Origin of the sequence: Candidatus Poriferisodalis sp. (assembly GCF_965204125.1) — a bacterium.
Lineage (GTDB): Bacteria > Actinomycetota > Acidimicrobiia > Acidimicrobiales > Poriferisodalaceae > Poriferisodalis.
Genome location: NZ_OZ241968.1, coordinates 2,839,161 through 2,858,773 on the forward strand (window position 1 = coordinate 2,839,161; position 19,613 = coordinate 2,858,773).

Genomic DNA, 19,613 nt, shown 5'->3' on the forward strand with positions numbered 1-19,613 from the left:
GCGGCTACAGGCGCACGTAGTCGTATTCGACCGGCCTGGTGTTGATGCCGCGAGCCGGGGGAGCGATCCATCCGGCCATGCGCCCCGGCTCGTAGACGGGCGACATGAGCGACGTGATGTAGCTGCGGTCGTCGTCGGTGGGGAGCCAGTCGCCGCACGATGCTTCCCATTCGGCCCTGCTGACCACCCTGCCGTCGGGAGTGATGTCGTGCGGGGCGAACACGCCCACGGCACGGTTGAAGCCCGGGTGCGGCAGCTTGAGCTCGAAGTCGACGCCGGCCTCGGCGATCAGGCGATTCCAGCGCCGCAGCCCCTTCTCGCAGTCGTCGGAGTACGAATCGCGCAGTTGCAGGTTCACCACCTGCAGCGAAGGCCGCTCCACGCTTGCCAGCGCACCGTCGACCACCTCGGTACAGGCGAACGTCGTGGAGGTGAGCACGTGATCGTCATCGTAAGCAGACTCATCAAATCGCCCCTTGAGGCCGGCGGTGTAGAAGTTGGCGCCGTTCGTCGAGGCTTCCGCGCCGAACAGGTCGAGCGAGACCGCGTAGTGGAAGTTGATGTATTTCTGCAGCGTCGGCAAGTCGACGACGCCGAATGGCCGGACATCGTCGGTGTCGTTTTCGACCATCACCTCGCAGGTGCGCTGGGCAACGCGTCCCATGCCGGTCGCGCCCACGAACATGTGGTGCGCCTCCTCGCGCAGCATGAACTCGCAGGTGCGGCTGAGCGGATCAAACGCCGACTCGGCCAGTGCACCAAGCTGGTACTTGCCGTCACGGTCGGTGAAGTAGGTGAACGCCAGGAACGAGAGCCAGTCGGAGGTCTTCTCGTTGAAGGCGTTCAGGATGCGGGGATTGTCGGGATCGCCGGAGTGCCGCTCCAGCAGCGCCTCGGCCTCCTCACGGCCGTCGCGGCCGAAATGCGCATGCAGCAGGTACACCATCGCCCACAGGTGGCGGCCCTCCTCGACGTTGATCTGGAACAGGTTGCGCAGGTCGTACAGCGACGGGGCTGTGTGGCCGAGATGCCGTTGCTGCTCCACCGACGCCGGCTCGGTGTCGCCCTGCACCACGATCAGGCGGCGCAGGTCGCTGCGGAACTCGCCCGGCACTTCCTGCCACACCGGCTGGCCCGCCGATTCGCCGAAACCGATGCGGCGATCGGGCTTGGGAGCCGACAGGAAGATGCCCCAGCGGTAGTCGGGCATCTTGACGTAATCGAAATGGGCCCAGCCCTCGGCGCTGGTGTCGGTGGCCGTGCGCAGGTAGACGTCGTTTCCCGAGAAACCGGCGGGGCCCAGCTCATCCCACCAGCGGGCGAACTTGGGCTGCCACCCTTCCAGCGCCCGCTGCAGCCGGCGGTCTTCGGAAAGCCCGACGTTGTTGGGGATGCGCTCGCTGTAGTCGATCTTGCTCACGGGCGTCCCCCGTCGTCGCCGCGGAAGTCGAATTTACACACGGTCTGTGTCGTAGCTCGGGCGGGTTCCTGTGCCGTAGCGGGTCAGCGCGCCGTCTGGGCCGGTGGCGTTCGGGCGGATGAAGATCCAGTTCTGCCAGGCCGACAGCCGGCCGAAGATCTTCGTTGCCATCGTCTCGGGGCCGCAGAAGCGGTGGTTGGCCTCCATCGCGGTGAGCGCGTCGGGCGAGAAAGCGGCACGCTCTTCGATCGCCAGCCTCAGATCGTCATCCCAATCGAGATCATCCGGGGTCGCGGTTGCCAGCCCGGCTTCTGCCGCTGCCTGCGCATCCAGAGCCGAACCGACGGTGTCGCGGGCGGCGGCGAAGGCTGCGTCATCTCCCCAGAGACGAGACTGCAGCCGTGTGAGGCCGTTCGCCATGGGCATCGACCCGAGGCTGATCTCGGTCATGGCCAGCGCCGGCAGGTCGGCCTCTGGGCTCTGGGGTCCGCGCAGTGCTCGCACGGCCATGCCCACGGCATCGTCGGGCCGCTCGTCGACGAATTCGCCGTCCAAGATGTAGGTGCGGTCGGCCGCCAGTGCCACCTCGGCGAGCACGCCCGCGAAGCACGAGCCGGGCTCGACGGCGGCGATGAGCGTGCGAGCGGTGAGGTCGAGCCGCGACAGGGTGCGACGCCAGAGCAGGGCGGTTTCACGTTCGGCATGGTTGGCGGGCTCGCACAGCGCCCGGTCGTGGGCGGTGACGCTGCCGTGGCTGCCCTCGGTCAGCAGTACCACCGTGCCCAGCTCGGGTTCGTTGAAGCGAAGATGGCACAAGAGCGCATCGAGCTCCCGTGCCGCTCGCAGCGGCCAGCGGGGATCGGCGCTGGCGCTGATCAGCACCTCCGCGCAGGCCCGATCGCGGTCTGGTGCCATGGCGACGAACTCGCCGATCACGCTGCCGTCCGGGGTAGGTGAGATGCCCAGCGGTGCCAGCTCTACGGGCTCAGCCTGTACTTCCCGCTCCTGTTCGCTGCGCTCACGGGCCGCTCGGGCCACGGCTTCGCCTGTCGGCTCAGCCTCCGGGGCACTTGCGGCGCGGCTGTGTTCGGTCAATGCAGCGGCTCTGACGCTGACTGCTTCGTCGAACGACGTGCGCGGTGCCAACTCGTCCACCAGGCCCCACTCCAGCGCCACCTCGCCCCGCAGGCCCTCGGCTCGCGTGGCGAACACGTCGGCGCGGTCACGGCGCACGTGGCGCTTGTCGGTCAGCCGGGTGAGCCCGCCCGTTCCCGGCAGCACCCCCAGCAGCGGCACCTCGGGCAGCGACACGGCGGTGTTCCGGTCGTCCACCAGCAAGATGTGATCGGCTGCCAGCGCCAATTCGTACCCGCCCCCCGAGCATGCACCTCCCACCGCCGCGAGGAATCGCAGCCCGCTGGCGGCCGAGGCCTCTTCGAGTTCCAGGCGGGTCTCGTTGGTGAACTTGCACAGGTTCACCTTGTGAGCGTGGGTGGCCGCCGCCAGCGCCCGGATATTGGCTCCCGCGCAGAACACCCCCTCATAGCCGCTGCCGATCACCACGCAGCCCACTTCGGGGTGCTCGAAGCGGATGCGTCGGACGGCGTCGGCGAACTCCAGCTCGACGCCCATGTCGTAGCTGTTCAGCTTCAGCTCGGCGCCGTCGAAGATGCCGCCGTCGGGCTGCACCTGCATCAACAGCGTGGCGATGGGGCCGTCGACCTGCAGCGTCCAGTGCTTCCACGGCCGGAGATCGCCGAAGAAGTCGAGGTATACCCCGGCGCCTGCCGCCTGCGTCTGTGCAGTGCTCACACGATGAGTGTGCATCGTTAGTGTTCGCTTCGACACCCGCGTGCCTTAATGAGGTCGACCAGACGAGGAGGGCAGCATGAGTGCGAACGCCGTGCACCGATTCGTCATCGAACCGGCAGAGGCCAACCCAGGGGCCACGGCGATCATCGATGCTGCAAGCGGGCAGCGCACGAGCCGGGCCGAGTTGGTTGCGGGTGCCAGGGCGGCTGCGGCGGCGCTGGCCGAGCGCGGCGTGCAGCCGGAGCAGCGGGTGATGATGTGCGCGGCCGACACGCCAGCGTTCCTGTGGTGGTTCTGGGGCGCGATGTGGATCGGCGCCGTCCCGGTGCCGGTCTCCACCATGGTCCGCCGGCACGACTACGAGTTCCTGCTGCACGACAGCCGCGCCGTCGGGCTGGTGTATTCGCCCCCGTTCGCGCCCGAGGTGGTGCCCGCAGCCGACGACCAGCCGTTCCTGCGCTGGACGCTCGACGATTCCGACGAGGGACTGCTGGGCGATCCCAGCGCAGCCCCCGAGCCCTTCGATGCCATCGACGACGACATCGCGTTCTGGCTCTACACCTCAGGCACCACCGGGCAGCCGAAAGGCGCCATGCACCGCCACATCGACATGTCGGTCTGCACCGACAGTTACGCCCGTGGCGTCTTGGACATGGGACCGGACGATGTCGTCTATTCGGTGCCCAAGCTGTTCTTCGCCTACGGGCTGGGCAACTCCGGCTACTTCTCGTCGGGCACCGGCGCGACAGCCGTGCTGAACGCCGACCGGCCCGAGCCGGCGGCCGTCGCCGAGCACGTTCTCACCCATCAGCCCTCGCTGTTCTTCAGCGTGCCCACGAACTACGCGCAGCTGCTGGCCGCAGATCTTCCCGCAGACACGTTCTCGTCGGTGCGGCAGGGCATCTCTGGCGGCGAGCCGCTGCCTCCGGAGATTCATCGGCGCTTCGCCGAACGCTTCGGAGTGGAGATTCTCGACGGCATCGGCACCACCGAATTGGCCCATATCGCCATCTCCAACCGGCCGGGCGCGTCGGTCCCCGGCACGACGGGGACGCCGCTGGATGGCTATGAGGTGTCGCTGCGCGATGAGCACGGCATTGAGGTGGCCGATGGCGAGCCAGGTGCGCTGCATGTGGCAGGCGGTTCGGTGATGACCGGCTACTGGAACCGCACGGAGCGCACCCGTGCGGCGCTCCAGGGGCGCTTCCTCGCCACCGGCGACACCTACATGCGCAACCCCGACGGCACCTATACCTACATGGGGCGTTCCGACGACATGCTGAAGGTGGGGGGCATCTGGGTGTCGCCGATCGAGGTGGAAGGCTGCATTCTGGAAATGGACGACGTGGTGCTGGCCGCTGTGGTCGGCGGCGTTGACGATGCCGGCCTGACCAAGCCGCACGCGTTCGTGGTTCCCACCGAGGGCGCGGAGCGCGACACGCTGGCCGAGCGGGTGCAGGCGCATGTGCGTGAGCGGCTTGCGGCGTACAAGTACCCCCGCTGGGTGGACGTGGTGGACGAACTGCCGCTCACTGCCACCGGCAAGGTCAAGCGCTACCTGCTTCGCAGCTAGTCCGTCTGTTTATCCCCAGGCGCGTGTGTCGGCCTGGGGCGTCAGCCCCAGGCGCGTGTAACAGCGCGGGGGAGTTCTTCGATCCACTGGATGAGATCGTGGCCGCAGACTCGCTCGGTCCAGTCGTGCGGCGACTTGGCGAAGTGCAGCCATGCCGCCCACGCTTCGGTGGCCTGGTGGAAGCCGCCCTCGAGCGTGCCGGCGCACAGGTGCACGAATGGCGCCTCGGCGGCATTCCAGTTCATCTGCTCGTTCGGCGGCATGCCCGTGGAATACGCCATGGCGTGACCGAACTTGTCGCGGTGCATGTGTCCGACCGCCAAGGCGTGGCCGCCGCCGTCGGATGCGCCGAACACGCCCCGCTGGCTGCGGTCGTCGGAGACACCGAATGACCGCTCAGCCCAGGCCGACAGCTCTTCCACGAAGAAACGCTGGTGACGGTCGAAGCGATCGTTGTCGAAGCCCGGCAGGTATTCCATGGCCCGCTCGTTCCCGTAGCCGCCCATCGGCGCGGAGTGGGCTGCGACCAGCACGAAACGGGGAACTGTCTCGTTGGCGATGCCGGCGTCGAGCCGCCGGATGTAGGGGCCGATCATGCCGCCGTCGGTGGCATACAGCACCGGCAGCCGCTCGGCAGGGGAGTGGTTGGGCGGCAGGTACACGGTGACCGTGCGCCTGGTGCGCAGGGATGTGCTGTCGAGCGCGTGCGTCTGCGTGTCGCCCCGCAGTTCGTCGTCGGGGTGGGACGGGAGTTCGGCAGGCGCGTCGGGGCCCCGGAAGCGGTGCGGGACCGGGCCGCGCTGGCCGCCCTGCAAGCCTCCGCCGGCGTCGAGCGGCCAGAAGCCGTAGCCGATGACGGCCTCGCTGAGACGCTCGATGCGCACGCCGAGCGCCCACAGATCGACGTCGCTTTCGCCGCTGTCGGTGCCGCTGGCATTGCCGTTTCCGGCACCGACTCGCCACATGGGCAATTCGATGACGGGACCGGGCAGCAGGCCGGCGGCGTCGCTGCGGCATGCGAAGGTCAGCTCGTCGCCGTCGGCCCAGCAGCCTTCGGGGTGTGCGGCGAGCTGTGCATTCAGGAATTCAGGCGACGGGTCGCGCCACACGCGGCACATGCGCTGGCCCGGCGGCAGACCGCCGTCCGCGGCCCGTTCGCGGGCGAGCTCCCGGTTGCGCCGGTCGATCTCGGTGCGCCGTTGGTCGAGGGTGGGCAGCCCCATCCGCGCACGGGAGTCGTCGTCGACGCTGCCGTCGACGGGTGCCAGCACCAGATCGCCCAGGTGCGTCGTGACCACCGTGCCGAACTGCTGGGGTCTGCCGCTCAGCAGGCTCATCTTGTCGGCGCATTCTGCGAAGACGGCGCCGGCGCCCGGCACGCCGTCGCGGTGGGCGCGGGCAGCCAGTTCGCCGGCGATCGAGAACATCTGCGGGCCGCCGTGGACGCTCAGCGCTCGGGCTGCTCGAAGGGCATTCGCGCCCTGGGCCTGCTGCAGCTCCGGTGTGCGGGCCAAGAGCTGCACGAGCATGGGCACCTCGGCAGGCTCGGCCATCTCGATCCGAGCCAGCAGATCGCCCACCTCGTCGCCGCTGCCGTTCATTCCTCGCTCCGAGTTCCGTATCGTGCCTGGTCGCGTCGCGAGGCTACTGTCGGCGCCTGAACCGCTGCCGGGGCCGCCGGCACCGGCGCAGCGGCGCCACACGCGGGGCACACCGGTGCGCCCGCCCGAGACAGAGGAATCCCGGTGAGCGAAGAACCCCTGGTGTTGGTCGAACAGCGCGGCTACGTGCAGATCCTCACGCTGAACCGCCCGGATGCGATGAACGCATTCAACATGGCGCTCTCAGAAGCGCTGGGCGAGGCACTCGACGAGCTCGACGCCAATCCCGATGTGCGCGTCGGCGTGATCACCGGCGCAGGCCGGGGATTCAGCGCGGGCATGGACCTCAAGGCGTTCGTCAGCGGCGGCGGGATCGACGCCATGCCGAACCCGGCTGGCCGCGGTTTCGGCGGCATCGCCGAGCGCAGCGCAGCCAAGCCGCTCATTGCCGCGGTGGAGCGCTTCGCCCTGGCGGGAGGGCTGGAAGTGGCGCTCTCGTGCGATCTGATCGTGGCGTCGGAAGGCACCATGCTCGGCATTCCCGAGGTGGGCGTCGGGCTGTTCGCCGGCGCCGGCGCGCTGCTTCGCCTGCCGCGCCAGCTTCCGTACAGCCTGGCCATGGAGATGGCGCTGACCGCCGAGCCGATCACGGCCGAAGTCGCGCACCAGCACGGCATGGTGAACCGGGTGTGCCCGAAGGGCGAGGCAGTGAACGTGGCTGTCGAGCTCGGCGAGCGCATCGCCCGCAATGCACCGAAAGGCGTGCGTGCCTCCAAGGCGCTGATCCGCAATGTGCTGGGCGTGTCCGAAGACGACTTCTGGGCGTTCCAGCAGCCGGCGCTCGAGGATGTCTTCGCATCGTCCGATGCCATCGAGGGCGCGACCGCCTTTGCCGAGCGGCGTGACCCGAACTGGGAGGACCGCTGAGCCGCTGGGCCGAACGAGGCGACATACCCCGCGGCGCCGAGTACGACGACCGCTGGGCTCGCAAGGCGGCGCGCGGCGAGTCGATTCACGGCGAAGCCGACTTGGTCGATTCGCTGCTGCCACCAGGCGGCAGCGTGCTCGACGCAGGGTGCGGCACCGGCCGCGTCGCCATTGAGCTGGCCCAGCGTGGCCATCACGTCGTCGGCGTCGACTTGGACCCCGCCATGCTCGACCTCGCACGCAACAAGGCGCCCGAACTTGCGTGGATCCAGGGCGACCTGGCCAGCACCGTCATATCGAGGGATTCCGTCATTTCGGGCGACGCCGACGAGCGCCGGCTGTTCGACGCTGCGGTGGCCGCGGGCAACGTGATGATCTTCCTCGAACGCGGCACCGAGGCCGCGGTGGTGGCCAACATCGCCTCGCACCTGCGGCCCGGGGGTGCGCTCGTGGCGGGCTTCCAGCTCAGCGACGGCTACCTGGCGCTGCACGTGTACGACGCACTCGCCGAACGCAATGGGCTCGAGCTCGACGCCCGTTACTCAACGTGGGAAGGCGCCCCGTTCGACGGCGGCGACTACGCGGTGTCGGTCCACCGCCTCACAGGCTGACGCTCAGTCGGTAGGCAGGCGGGCGAGGAGCTCGATCTTGCGCTCCTCGTACTCGTCGAAGCTGATTTCGTCGTTGTCGAATTGGGTCTGCACCTCTTCGACAAGGCGGATCAGATCTGCCGCAGACAGTTCCTCATCGAGGTTGCCGTCGAGCACAGCGCCCGTGCCCTCGGGCTCAGGTGTCTCGTTGACCAGCGGACCGCTCTGGGGAATCTTGCCCATGCGCTTGGCGCGCTTGGCCTCGGCCTTCGCCTTCTTGGCCCGGTCTCTCTGCAGTTTCTCGAACGTTGTGCGACCGGCAGCCATGTCAATACCTCGCGTCTGTCCAGCGGACCATGCTACTGGCGACCTGCCTGATTTCAGATGCAGGCCGGCGGTTCAGGTCCCCGACCAGGCGTGGTCGGCATAGCGGGTGCGCAGGAGTTTCTTGTCGATCTTTCCTGTGCCTGTCAGCGGGATCTCGTCGGCCACGACGATGTCGTCGGGAAGCCACCACGACGCCACTCGGGGCCTGATCGCACTGAGCACAGCGCCGGCATCGAGGGTGGCGCCCGCGGCAAGTTCGATGATGAGCAGCGGCCGTTCGCCCCAGCGCTCGTGCGGCAAGCCGATGACCGCAGCGGCCGCCACGCCCGGCGCAACAAGCGCAGCATTCTCGAGCTCGATCGAGCTGATCCACTCGCCGCCGCTCTTGATGACGTCTTTTGATCGGTCGGTCAGGGTCAGGTAGCCCTCGGCGTCGAGAGCACCCACGTCGCCTGTGCGCAGCCAGCCGCCGTCGGAAGGCGGCAGGTGCGAGTCGGCGAATGCGCCGGGGTCTGCGAGCTCGCCGAGGTAGTACGCGCCGCACATCCACGGACCGCGTGCCTGGATCTCACCGACGCTGCGACCGTCATGGGGCAAGACGTTGCCGTCGGCGTCGACCACACGCAGCTCGATGCCGTACAGCTCGCGGCCGGCCTTGGCCTGGCGGTCGCGTTGGGCGTCGCGGCTGGAACGCTCGACCCGGTGCGTGAAGCGCCCCGACGTGCCCTGGGTCATCTCGGTCATGCCCCAGACGTGGCTGACCGTGACGCCGTAATCGTCCTCGAGCGTGTCGATGAGCACCCGCGGCGCGGCTGAACCCCCGACGGCCACCTTCTGGAGCGAGGGCACGCTTCGACCCGTGTCCTGCAGGTACTGCACGACGCCGAGCCAGATCGTGGGCACTCCCGCCGAGAACGTGATGTCCTCGGCCTCGATGAGGTTCACGAGGGCCTCGGGGCTGAGGTCGGGGCCTGGCAGCACGAGCTTTGCGCCGCTCATCGCGGTGGCGAACGGCAGTGCCCAGCCGTTGACGTGGAACATCGGCACGGTGCCGAGCACGGCGTGGCCCGAGTGCACGTCGTGGCCGTCGCCGGTGCAGGTGGCCCAGGTCTGCAGCACGATCGACCGGTGACTCTGCAGCACACCCTTGGGGTTGCCGGTGGTGCCCGACGTGTAGCAGAGGGTTGCGGCCGCACGCTCGTCGAAATCGGGCCACGCAGCGGGGCCCGGTGCGGCTGCGATCCAGTCTTCGTAAGCGATCTCGTCGGGCAGGCCGGCAGGGGCATCGAGCCGGCCGAGCACCACCCAGCGGCGGACCGTCGACGTGCGCGAGGCGAGGCGCGTAGCGATGTCGATGAACGACTGGTCAACGAGCACGATGCTGTCTGCGGCATCGTTGAGGATGAATGCCAGCTGGTCATCGTGGAGCCGGGGATTGACCGTGTGCAGCACCGCGCCGATGCCGGTGATGCCGTAGTAGGCCTCCAGATGGCGGTGGTCGTTGCACGCGATGGTGGCGACGCGGTCGCCTGCGCCGATGCCGTCGGCAGCCAGCGCCCCGGACACCAGGCGGGCTCGCTCGGCCACCTCCCGCCAGGTGCTGCGCGTGGTGACGCCCGCTGAGTCCACGGACACCACATCGGTGCTGGCATGGCTGCGGGCCGCATAGGAAATGAGGCTCGAGACCAGCAACGGCCGATCCATAGTGTTGCCGAGCAGGGTGGGCTCGACGGGTTCTGCCGTCACTTGCAGCGAGTCCGCGCCAGTCGCTGGGGGATTGCGCTCATCGGAGCGAGCTGAAGAAGGCGCGCACGTCGTCGACGAACAGCTCGGGCTGCTCGAAGGCCGCGAAGTGGCCGCCCGCGGGCATGTCGGTCCAGTGGCGGATGTCGGAGTAGATCGGCTCAGACCATGAGCGCACCGGGGGGATGATCTCGGCTGGGAACTTGGCAACGCCGGTGGGAACGTCCACCGTCATGCGGGGGAGCTGCCGGAAGCTCTCCCAGTACAGGCGGCCCGACGAGGCTGCGTTGGCATTGAGCCAGTACAGCATGACGTTGTCGAGCATCTCGTCGCGGCCCAGCGTGTTCTCTGGATGCCCGTCGCAGTCGGTCCAGGCCCAGAACTTCTCCAGGATCCACGCTGCCTGCCCGGCAGGCGAATCGGTGAGGCCGTAGCCCAGCGTCTGGGGGCGGGTGGACTGCTGCTTCGAGTAGCCGGAGTCCCAATCGTTGTAGTGCTTCGCTTTTGTGAGGGCCGCTATCTCCTCGTCGTTGGGTTCGCGGTCCTTGGGGCGGCTGCCGCGCATCACCATGTTCAGGTGGATGCCGATGCAGCGGTCGGGGTGACGGCTGCCGAGGGCACTGGTGACGGCTGATCCCCAGTCGCCGCCCTGCGCTCCGAAGCGGTCGTAGCCCAAACCGGTCATGAGGTCAGCCCAGCAGTCGGCGATCTTCTCGATGCCCCAGCCGGGCTCGGTCGGCTTGGCGCTGAAGCCGTACCCGGGCAGCGATGGGCAGATCACGTGGAAGGCATCGGCAGCGTTGCCTCCGTGTGCGACCGGATCGGCCAGGGGTTCGATGACCTTGTGGAACTCGACCACCGAGCCGGGCCAGCCGTGCGTGATGACGATCGGCATCGCATCGGGCTCGGGCGAGCGGACGTGGATGAAGTGCACGTTCATGCCGTCGACGTCGGCCGTGTACTGGTCGAACCGGTTGAGCGCGGCTTCGCGGGCTCGCCAGTCGTAGGTGTTGGCCCAGTAGTCGCAGACTTCCTGGACGTAGGCGAGGGGGATGCCTTGGGACCAGTCGTCCACCGGTTCGGCGTCTGGCCAGCGGGTTCTTGCGAGGCGGTCTTTAAGGTCGGCTAGCTGTTCGTCCGGGACGTTGATCTGGAACGGTTCGATCTGCATCCGAGCACCGTAGTCGGCTGGTGTCGTTTGCCTCCGGGGTGTGCGAGGGCAGGCGCAGGTGTCAGTCGTAGATGAAGCCGAGTTCGGCGGGGGGCGGCAGCTCACCGCCGATGTGGCCATCGGTGCGGAGGCTCTGGATCTGGTCCGGGCCGAGGCCGGCTACCTCGGCGAAGACCTGGTCTGTGTGTTGATCGAAGAGCGGGGAGGGGCCGGCTTGGGTTGGGCGGGCTCCATCCAGAGTGAACGGTGACGCGATGTGGCGCATAGGGCCGGTGACTGAGTGATCGACTATTTCGATCCGGTCGGCCACTGGCTGATGGCCGGGTGCGGTCCACGGGTCCCAGCAGAACTCTGTGCGGGCACCGGTGGAGTGCAGTGCTGTTTGCAGGTCTGCTCGAGTTCGGGCCGGCTTGCCGCCATTGCTCTCGATTTCGTCGACCAGGCCCTCGATCACGTTGACGGCGTTGGGCCCTAGTGACGGATCGTGAGCATCGCTGTCGGCGATGACGGCTAGGTAGCCGTCTGTGCCTTTTATGAAGCCGCTCCAGGCGGTGTTGGGTTCTCGGTTGCCCATGCGGCCTATGTCTCGGTTTGCTGTTGAGGCGAGTACGAGTGCTTCGCCGCTGTGCTGCCAGGTTCCTTCCTGCTGGGAGACGTCGATCTCGATGCCGTGGCCGGTGTGCTCGGCGTGGTGCAGGCCGCTGAGGAGGGCGAATCCGGCGGTGATGCCGGCGATGGGGTCGGGGAAGTAGATGTTGGAGATGCGGGCGCCCTCGTGCTCGTAGCCCTGCCGCTGACCCATCCCGCCCATGGCCTCGATGATCGAGCCGAATCCCACAGCGCCCGCATAGGGGCCGTCGACACCGAACGCGGGCATGCGCACCAGCACGATGCGTGGGTTGACCTCGGCCAGCGTCTCGAAGTCGAGCCCGAGCTGGGGCAGCACGTGGGCCGAGAAGTTGGCGACCAGCGCGTCGCAGTTGCGCACCAGCTCCATGAAGGCGGCGCGGCCCTCGGGCGTGGCGAGCGTGACGACGCAGTCGCGCTTGCCCTTGTTGACGGCGTTGAAATGCCCGCCCGCCTCGTAGAAGCGGTTGTCGTGCACGAGGTGTTCGAGGCCGGGTGCCATGCCGTGGTCGTATGGCCGCTGGGTGCGGAAGCCGTCGAACGGGTTCTGCGCCTCGATCTTGATGACGTCGATGCCGAGCGGCGTCAGCAGGTTGCCGATGTACGGCCCGGCCCAGGCGATGGTCATCTCGATCACCCGCAGCTCGCGCGCCGGTCGCAGCGCCGCTGTGGCGGCACCGGCCGGCGGGTACGGGTCAGCACCCTGATCGCTCACTCGTTGCCCCGGCACGGGCAGGCTTGGCGCGGCGAAGGGCTGGATGGGCGCCAAGGCGGTTCCCGACGAGGTCTCGACCTCGCCGAGAAAGCCGCGTTCGGTGAGATGTTCGTCTACCAGCGCGTCGAGCGGCGTCATCACCATGCCGACGGCCCAGGGCGTCTCGAGCGCGAACTGGAACAGCTCTCGCTTGGTCCGGGCGGCATACCAGGGCTCGATGACCCCGCGGATCTTGTCGATGTGGCGGGCCCGGCGGTGGCGGTGGCTCAACTCGGGATCGTCGATCCACTCGGGCATGCCGAGATGCAGGCACTGCATCTCCCAGTCGTCCCGCCGGATCGAGCCCGGGCACACGTAGCCGTCGGCGCAGCGGATTGCACCCGACGGGTAGGCAGTGGGCGGGTGCGGGCCCACCAGCGGCCGGCGGCGTTGGCAGTGCAGCGAATCGCAGTAGCAGAGCTCGACGGCGGTCAGCAGCGCCCCCAGCCACGACACATCCATGTGCGTCTCGGGCCGTCGCCGGATGAGGTGCGCGGCCCAGGCGGCAAGACCGCCTGCGCAGTACTGGGCCTGCCAGCCCGGAAGGCGCAGCGGTTCGGCACCCTCGTCGCCGTTGAAGCCCAGGAAGCCCGTGGCGGTCTGCACCAGCAGCTCGTCGGCGATGACGCCAGGGTCGTCGGCATCAGCACCCCAGGCCGTCACCGTCACGAGCTTGGGCACGCGTTCGCCCTCTGCCGCACGGGCCGCCAAACGCTCGGGATCCCACGGCCCGCCGGCAAGCCCGGCCAGCGTGTCGCTGGCGATCACCACGTCTGGCCACGACTCCTCCACGCTGTCGGCGGCGCAGTTCAGCTTCGCCGCATTCAGATGCACATACAGCGGGCTGATCTCATCGGGCCCCAGCGGGACATCGTCAACCGGTTGACTCCGTGCAGGGTCCCCGCCCGGCGGCTCCACCTTGACCACGGTGGCCCCCGCACCCGCCAGCAGCCGTCCGGCATACGGCCCTGCGATGCCGGTGGCCAGCTCCAGCACACGCATCCCCGCGAGCGGCGGCGGCACAGTCTCGGCGGCTCCATCGGCCGGGGCAGGCATCGGATCACGGTACCGTCCGGCGGCCCCGGCACACCGGGCCGACATCGGGGCTGCTGTGCTTGCTGTGGCGGGCTCAGACGGGGGTTCAGTAGGGTCCGAAGATGAGCTCCGAACAACCGTCCAACGGTCAGCACAACGGCGTCACCGTCTGTCTGAGCTTCGACTTCGATGCGGTCTCGATCTGGACCGGCCCCCGAGGGTCACGATCGCCCAACCTGACCGCCCGCGGCGAGTTCGCCACCATCGGCGCGCACCGCCTGCTCGACCTGCTCGACGAGCGCAGCCTCCCGTCCACCTGGTTCATCCCCGGCCACACCATCGACACCTTCGGCGACGTGTGCGCCCGGGTGGCTTCCGACGGGCACGAGGTGGGCTACCACGGCTACTGCCACGAAGCGCCCTCGTCGAAGCGAGACGAAGCCGACGAGCGGGCCATCCTGACCCGTTCGATGGACTGCCTGGAACGGCTCGCTGGCGGGCCGCCGGTCGGGCACCGGGTGCCGGGCGGCAACTGCGGCGACCGCTGGATCAGCCTGCTCATCGAGCACGGCTTCTCCTACGACTCCTCCATGGCCCGCAACGACTACGCGGCCACGTGGTGCCGGCTGGGCGACGTGCCCACCACCGACGGCCCGCACCAGTTCGGCGACGAGGTCGACTTGGTGCAGCTGCCGTTCGACTGGATCCTCGACGACTGGCCGTACTTCAGCTACGACGGGCCGACCGTGCAGGGGCTGCGCACGCCCGATCACGTCTACGACGTGTGGTCGGCCGAGTTCGACTACCTGAACGACCGGGTCGGCAGCGGGGTGTTCGTGCTCACCATGCACCCTCAGTGCATCGGGCGGGGCAGCCGGATGCTGATGCTCGAGCGGCTCATCGATCACATGGCGGCGCAGCCGGGCGTGACGTTCGCCACCATGGCCCAGGTCGCCGACGACTTCCGGGCTGCTGCCACGCCGGGGGACCGCGCCGGTCGTCGTCTGTAGCCGGCGGTCTGCGGACCACAGCCAGCAGCCAGCGGGTAGCTTGCCGCCGACACGGCGACATGCTGGTGCGGCTGGCGCATGGGGGAATGCTGATGCTGGCGCATCACGAGGCAATGCTGATGCTGGCGCATCACGGGAGCGGGAAGGCGAGCGCATGATCGGACGACCGAGAGCGGCGGTGGAGGGCCTTCCGCAGTACAAGCCCGGCCGCTCCGCGGCTCAGGCCGAAGCCGAGCACAACCTGGTTGAGGCGATCAAGCTGGCATCCAACGAGAATGCCAACGACCCGCTGCCGTCGGTGGCCAAGGCAGTGTCCGAGGCCGCCCTGGGCATGAATCGCTATCCCGACCATCGCTGCATGGAGGTGCGGGAGGCGCTGGCCGACCGGCACGGCGTCGGACTCGATGAGGTCACGGTGGGCTCCGGTTCGGTGGGGGTGTTGCAGCAGCTGTTCGCCGCCTACATCGATCCCGGTGACGAGGTGGTGTATCCGTGGCGTTCATTCGAGGTGCACCCGGTGTTCTGCGCCATCTCGGGCGCTCAGGCGATGACGGTGCCGCTGGTCGACCACGCGTTCGATCTTGACGGCGTCGCTGTCGCTGTGACCGATCGCACCAAGCTCGTTGTGCTCTCCACGCCGAACAACCCCACCGGCACGGTTTGCAGCACCGCGGAGCTGCAGCGCCTGCTGGCAGCGGTGCCGCCCGATGTGATCGTGGTGATCGACGAGGCCTACCGGGAATTCGTCACCGATCCCGCCGTGGCCGACCCGATCCAGACGGTGCTGCCGGATCACCCCAACGCCTTGGTGCTGCGCACGTTCTCCAAGGCGTACGGCTTGGCCAACCTGCGGGTCGGCTACGGCGTCGGGCACCCCGATGTCATCGGTGCGCTCGACAAGGTGGCGCTGCCGTTCATCGTGAGCGGTATCGCTCAGGTAGCGGCGCTGGCCTCGCTCGAACCGCAGGCCGGCACCGAGCTGGAGGAGCGTGTCGCCGGCATCCTGGCCGAGCGCGACCGCGTCAGCGCTGCGATGTCCGATCTGGGCTGGCCGGTGGTGCCCAGCCAAGCCAACTTCGTGTACCTGCCGGTCGGCGATGGGGCGATGGAACTGTTCGTCCGGCTGGAGAAGCAGGGCTTGGTGACCCGCCCCTTTGAGGGCGAGGGCGTGCGCATCAGCCTGGGCACTCCGACCCAGAACGACCGGCTGCTGGCGGCACTAGGACCGTTCGACCAGCCCGGTTGAGCCGGGCTGGCTGAGTCAGGCATCGCCTAGACAGCGGCCTCGCTGATCGCCTTCCACAGCAGGTCCATCTGGGATCGATCGGTGCGCGACTGGCCGACGGCGACCCGGATGATGCTGCGCCCGTCGAGCTTCGACGGGGTCAGGTAGGCCACCCCGCTGTCGTTCACCGCTGCCGCGATGGCATCGGTGGCACGGTCGGCGGCCTCGGCCGCGGCATCGCTGCTGTCCGCAGCCCGGCAGCGGAAGCACACCAGCGAGAACGGGTGCGGGGCCACGATCTCGAACCGGTCGTCTTCGCGAAGCCGCTGCGCAAACTCCTGGGCCATGGTCACGTGATGGCGCACCATCTGGCGGATCCCCGTTGCGCCGTAGCTGCGCAGCACCCACCACAGCTTGAGGGCCCGGAAGCGCCGGCCCAGCGGCACTTGCCAGTTGCGGTAGTCGATCACGTTGCCGGCATCGCTCTGGGTGTTGCGCAGGTAGGGCGGGTCGATCGACAGAGCGTCAGTCAGCGCCGCCTTGTCGGCGACGTAGAAGGCCGAGCAGTCGAAGTTCACCATCATCCACTTGTGCGGGTTGAACACGTAGCTGTCGACGAGCTCGACGCCGTCTTGGTGATGGCGGAACTCGGGACAGATCATCGCTGTGCCCGCGTACGCCGCGTCGACGTGGTGCCACAGGCTGTGCCTGATCGCGACGTCAGCGATGGCTCGCACGGGGTCGACCGCGGTGGTGCCGGTGGTGCCGATCGTCGAGCCAACGAAGGCCGGCACCAGCCCCGCGGCGAGGTCGGCTTCGATCGCTGACGCCAGGGCATCGGGGCGCATCGCCAGGCTCTCGTCGGTGTCGATGAGGCGCACGGTGCCGAAGCCGGCCACGTTGGCGCCCTTCTCCACAGAGCTGTGCGCTTGCGCCGAGGTGTAGGCCACCATCTGCGTCGCGGGCTGGCCGCTGCGCTCGGCAGCGCGGTGGCGGGCCGCCACCAGCGCGACGTGGGTGGCGTCCGACGCGCTGCCCTGCAGCACGCCGCCGCCGCTGGCCGTCGTCTTCCAGTGCTCAGGCAGGTCGAGCAGGTCGACGAGCCAATCCAGCATGTGGCTCTCGACCTCGGTCAGCGCCGGCGAGGCCGCCCACAGCAGACCGATCAGCCCGAGACCGGCCGACACCGTGTCTGCCAGCACCGAGGGCGGCGAGTTGTTGGCGGGGAAGTAGGCGAACCAGCCTGGGTGCTGCCAGTGGGTGACACCTGGCACGACCACCCGATCCAGATCGGCAAGCAGGTCGTCGAACGGCTCGGGTTCTTCGGGCGCGGACTGGGGCAGCAGCTCCCTGATGTCACCCGGCTGCACGCTCGAGGCCACCGGCAGCGACTCGATGCGCTCCCAGTAGTCGGCGATCCAGTCGATGACCGCCCGTCCGTGCTCACGGAACTCCTCCGGCGTCATGTGCGGCGGTGGCGAGGTCGGCCCCGCGGACCCATCGGGCTCGGTCGCGTCCATGGTGCCGACGCTACTTGTGGCCCATCTCTGAGCCGCCGCCGGTCGTTGCCGTAGTGTGTGCGGGCTGAGCGAGAAGGAGAGGCGCGATGACCGACGGGGCGGCAGGCGCAGCTGCGACTTCGGGTGTCGTCGGGTACGACGTTCCCGCCGTCGAAGCGTGGATCAGCGAGAACGTCGACGGTCTTGAGCCGCCGTTCGACTGGACGCAGCTCGAAGGCGGCCACAGCAATCTCACCTACAAGCTGACCGCCGCCGACGGCACGACGGCGGTGGTGCGCCGCCCGCCCATGGGCGAGCTGCTGCCCAAGGCGCACGACATGGGGCGGGAGTTCACGATCATCAGCGGTCTGGGGCCCACGGATGTGCCGGTGGCCATCGCGTACGGCTACTGCGAGAGCCCCGACGTGACCGGGGCGCACTTCTACGTCATGAGCTACGTCGAGGGCAAGCCGCTCTTCGAGTCTGCCGATGCCCGCGAGCACCTGACTGCCGAGGGCCGGGCCCATGTGGGCATGTCGTTCATGGACGTGCTCGCAGCGCTCCACTCGGTGGATCCCGACGACGTCGGGCTGGGCGAGCTGGGCAAGAAGGAGGACTACGTCGGGCGGCAGATCCGCACGTGGTACCGCTCGTGGACCGCCTCGGCCGAGTCGGCCTCGTACGACACGCCGGTCGTGCATGAACTGCACGATTTCCTGCAGGAGCGCAAGCCAATCCAGGGTCCCGCCCGGGTGGTGCACGGCGATTACGGGCTGCACAACTGCCTGTTCAACCCCGCCGGCGAGCTGCAGGCGGTGCTCGACTGGGAGATCTCCACCCTCGGCGATCCGCTCGCCGACTTCGCCTATGCGCTCAACAGCTGGACCGAGCCCAGCGACGACATCCTGGAAGGCTCCGACCCGCCGACGCTGGTGGACGGCTTCGTCGGCCGCGCCGACCTCATCGAGCGCTACGAGGAGCGCACGGGTGCCGATCTGTCAGACCTGGCGTACTACGTCAGCTTCAACCACTGGAAGTCGGCCTGCATCATCCACGGCGTGTACGCCCGCTACATGCGCGGCCAGAAGCCTGCCGACGATGTCGACTTGGACCTGTACCGGGCCCGCATCGGGCGTGGCATCGAGCTGTCGGCCGCCGCCGCCGAGACGATCTCCTAGCGGGGCATGCCGCGCACCGACTGGAACCCGATCCTCCGGGGGGAATTCGACAAGCCGTACTGGCCGATCCTGCAGCAGTTCGTGGCCGACGAGCGTGCCCAGGGCGCGGTGTACCCGCCCCACGACCAAGTCTTCGCCGCGCTGCACCTGACGCCTTACGCCGATGTGAAGGTGCTGATCCTCGGCCAGGACCCCTACCACGGCCCCCGCCAGGCGCACGGGCTGTGCTTCTCGGTGCCGCATGGCATCCAGCAGCCGCCGTCGCTGCAGAACATCTTCGCCGAGCTGCGCGACGACCTCGGCGTCGAGCCGCCGTCGCACGGGAACCTGGAAGGGTGGGCGCGCCAGGGGGTGCTGCTGCTGAACGCGTTCCTGACCGTGCGTGCCCGCCAAGCTGCCTCGCACCGTTCGGCCGGCTGGGAGACGTTCACCGACGAGGTGATCCGGGCGGTCAGCGCCAAGCCCGAGCGCGTGGTGTTCATCCTGTGGGGCGCGTTTGCCCGGCGCAAGAAATCGTTCGTCGACCTCACCCGCCATGTGGTCATCGAGTCGGCCCATCCTTCGCCGCTCAGCGCGCATAACGGATTCTTCGGCAGCAAGCCCTTCAGCCGGGCCAACGCCGCCCTCGCAGCCGCCGGCCGCCAGCCAGTCGACTGGAGCCTCCAGGGCTGATGCAGCGCAGGCACTCGGTCATCCAGCGTTCAGTACATTGAGGAGGCTCTGTTCGACGCTGGCTGGCGTCACCAAGCGGGCCAGATGCGGATTGGGCAGGTTCCTAGGAGTCGTAGCAAACCGGGGGGAAGCGAATGGCTGCATACATGATCGTGGTGGACAGCGAGGTGCATGATCGTGAACAGGCAGACAGTCTCTCGATGCGCATCGCCGAGCTCATCGAAGCCCGCGGCGGCAAGTACCTGATCCGCGGCACTCCGACCCTGTCTCTGGGGCCCGGTGCGCCCCCGGCGAGCATCACCGTCTCGGAGTTCGAGACCTTGGAGGACCTCAAGGCGGCATTCGGGCAGGACGATGTGATCAAGCTCCGATTGGAACGCCGCGCATCAGTCGAGTCGGTGGCATTCATGGTGGAGGGCCTCTAGGCGACGCGGCACTCGCCGACAGGC

The 19,613-nt window shown here is 68.5% G+C and carries 16 protein-coding genes; 8 read left to right on the forward strand and 8 right to left on the reverse strand.

Annotated elements, in window-relative coordinates; translation table 11 throughout:
- Positions 1-4: 4 nt before the first annotated feature.
- Positions 5-1,420, reverse strand: coding sequence for a benzoyl-CoA 2,3-epoxidase subunit BoxB (gene boxB / locus ACOGXD_RS13100; RefSeq protein WP_419915476.1), 1,416 nt, complete (start codon positions 1,418-1,420; stop codon positions 5-7).
- 33 nt (positions 1,421-1,453) lie between these two features.
- Positions 1,454-3,232: an enoyl-CoA hydratase-related protein gene (locus ACOGXD_RS13105; RefSeq protein ID WP_419915477.1), complete on the reverse strand. Its 1,779-nt coding sequence runs from the start codon at positions 3,230-3,232 to the stop codon at positions 1,454-1,456.
- 76 nt (positions 3,233-3,308) lie between these two features.
- Between ACOGXD_RS13105 and ACOGXD_RS13110 the strand changes: the two genes are divergently transcribed.
- Entirely contained in the window at positions 3,309-4,805 is a 1,497-nt protein-coding gene (locus ACOGXD_RS13110) for a benzoate-CoA ligase family protein (RefSeq protein ID WP_419915478.1), read from the forward strand.
- A gap of 41 nt (positions 4,806-4,846) precedes the next feature.
- Here the strand turns inward: ACOGXD_RS13110 and ACOGXD_RS13115 are convergent, their stop codons facing one another.
- Entirely contained in the window at positions 4,847-6,406 is a 1,560-nt protein-coding gene (locus tag ACOGXD_RS13115; protein WP_419915479.1) for an alpha/beta hydrolase, read from the reverse strand.
- A 144-nt stretch (positions 6,407-6,550) separates the two neighbouring features.
- Here ACOGXD_RS13115 and ACOGXD_RS13120 point away from each other — a divergent pair, with 144 nt between their 5' ends.
- Together ACOGXD_RS13120 and ACOGXD_RS13125 are read left to right on the forward strand one after the other, a co-directional pair.
- Positions 6,551-7,333, forward strand: a complete 783-nt coding sequence (locus tag ACOGXD_RS13120) for a crotonase/enoyl-CoA hydratase family protein (protein WP_419915480.1) — start codon at positions 6,551-6,553, stop codon at positions 7,331-7,333.
- Complete coding sequence (locus ACOGXD_RS13125) at positions 7,330-7,944, forward strand: class I SAM-dependent methyltransferase (protein ID WP_419917407.1); 615 nt, start codon at positions 7,330-7,332, stop codon at positions 7,942-7,944. Before ACOGXD_RS13120 ends, ACOGXD_RS13125 begins: the two co-directional genes overlap by 4 nt.
- A 3-nt stretch (positions 7,945-7,947) precedes the next feature.
- Here ACOGXD_RS13125 and ACOGXD_RS13130 read toward each other — a convergent pair whose 3' ends face one another.
- The 4 genes from ACOGXD_RS13130 to ACOGXD_RS13145 all read right to left on the reverse strand — a co-directional run bounded on the left by ACOGXD_RS13130 (position 7,948) and on the right by ACOGXD_RS13145 (position 13,601).
- Entirely contained in the window at positions 7,948-8,250 is a 303-nt protein-coding gene (locus ACOGXD_RS13130) for a hypothetical protein (RefSeq protein WP_323672729.1), read from the reverse strand.
- Between the two features lie 72 nt (positions 8,251-8,322).
- Positions 8,323-9,996: a long-chain-fatty-acid--CoA ligase gene (locus tag ACOGXD_RS13135; protein ID WP_419915481.1), complete on the reverse strand. Its 1,674-nt coding sequence runs from the start codon at positions 9,994-9,996 to the stop codon at positions 8,323-8,325.
- A gap of 37 nt (positions 9,997-10,033) precedes the next feature.
- Positions 10,034-11,164 carry an epoxide hydrolase family protein gene (locus ACOGXD_RS13140; RefSeq protein WP_419915482.1) on the reverse strand — a complete coding sequence of 377 codons (1,131 nt, stop codon included), beginning with the start codon at positions 11,162-11,164 and terminating at the stop codon, positions 10,034-10,036.
- A gap of 61 nt (positions 11,165-11,225) precedes the next feature.
- Positions 11,226-13,601, reverse strand: coding sequence for a CoA transferase (locus tag ACOGXD_RS13145; protein ID WP_419915483.1), 2,376 nt, complete (start codon positions 13,599-13,601; stop codon positions 11,226-11,228).
- 101 nt (positions 13,602-13,702) lie between these two features.
- Between ACOGXD_RS13145 and ACOGXD_RS13150 the strand changes: the two genes are divergently transcribed.
- Together ACOGXD_RS13150 and hisC are read left to right on the forward strand one after the other, a co-directional pair.
- Positions 13,703-14,590: a polysaccharide deacetylase family protein gene (locus ACOGXD_RS13150; protein ID WP_419856322.1), complete on the forward strand. Its 888-nt coding sequence runs from the start codon at positions 13,703-13,705 to the stop codon at positions 14,588-14,590.
- A gap of 154 nt (positions 14,591-14,744) precedes the next feature.
- Positions 14,745-15,836, forward strand: a complete 1,092-nt coding sequence (gene hisC / locus ACOGXD_RS13155) for a histidinol-phosphate transaminase (RefSeq protein WP_419915484.1) — start codon at positions 14,745-14,747, stop codon at positions 15,834-15,836.
- Between the two features lie 26 nt (positions 15,837-15,862).
- Here hisC and ACOGXD_RS13160 read toward each other — a convergent pair whose 3' ends face one another.
- Complete coding sequence (locus ACOGXD_RS13160) at positions 15,863-17,335, reverse strand: pyridoxal-dependent decarboxylase (protein WP_419915485.1); 1,473 nt, start codon at positions 17,333-17,335, stop codon at positions 15,863-15,865.
- A gap of 86 nt (positions 17,336-17,421) precedes the next feature.
- Between ACOGXD_RS13160 and ACOGXD_RS13165 the strand changes: the two genes are divergently transcribed.
- The 3 genes from ACOGXD_RS13165 to ACOGXD_RS13175 all read left to right on the forward strand — a co-directional run bounded on the left by ACOGXD_RS13165 (position 17,422) and on the right by ACOGXD_RS13175 (position 19,589).
- The gene (locus tag ACOGXD_RS13165; protein WP_419915486.1) at positions 17,422-18,492 is read left to right on the forward strand and encodes a phosphotransferase family protein; all 1,071 of its coding nucleotides are present in this window, start codon (positions 17,422-17,424) and stop codon (positions 18,490-18,492) included.
- 6 nt (positions 18,493-18,498) lie between these two features.
- Positions 18,499-19,164, forward strand: coding sequence for a uracil-DNA glycosylase (gene ung / locus ACOGXD_RS13170; RefSeq protein ID WP_419915487.1), 666 nt, complete (start codon positions 18,499-18,501; stop codon positions 19,162-19,164).
- Between the two features lie 134 nt (positions 19,165-19,298).
- Positions 19,299-19,589 (forward strand): DUF1330 domain-containing protein, encoded by a 291-nt coding sequence (locus tag ACOGXD_RS13175; protein WP_419915488.1) that lies wholly within the window; start codon positions 19,299-19,301, stop codon positions 19,587-19,589.
- Positions 19,590-19,613 lie beyond the last annotated feature (24 nt).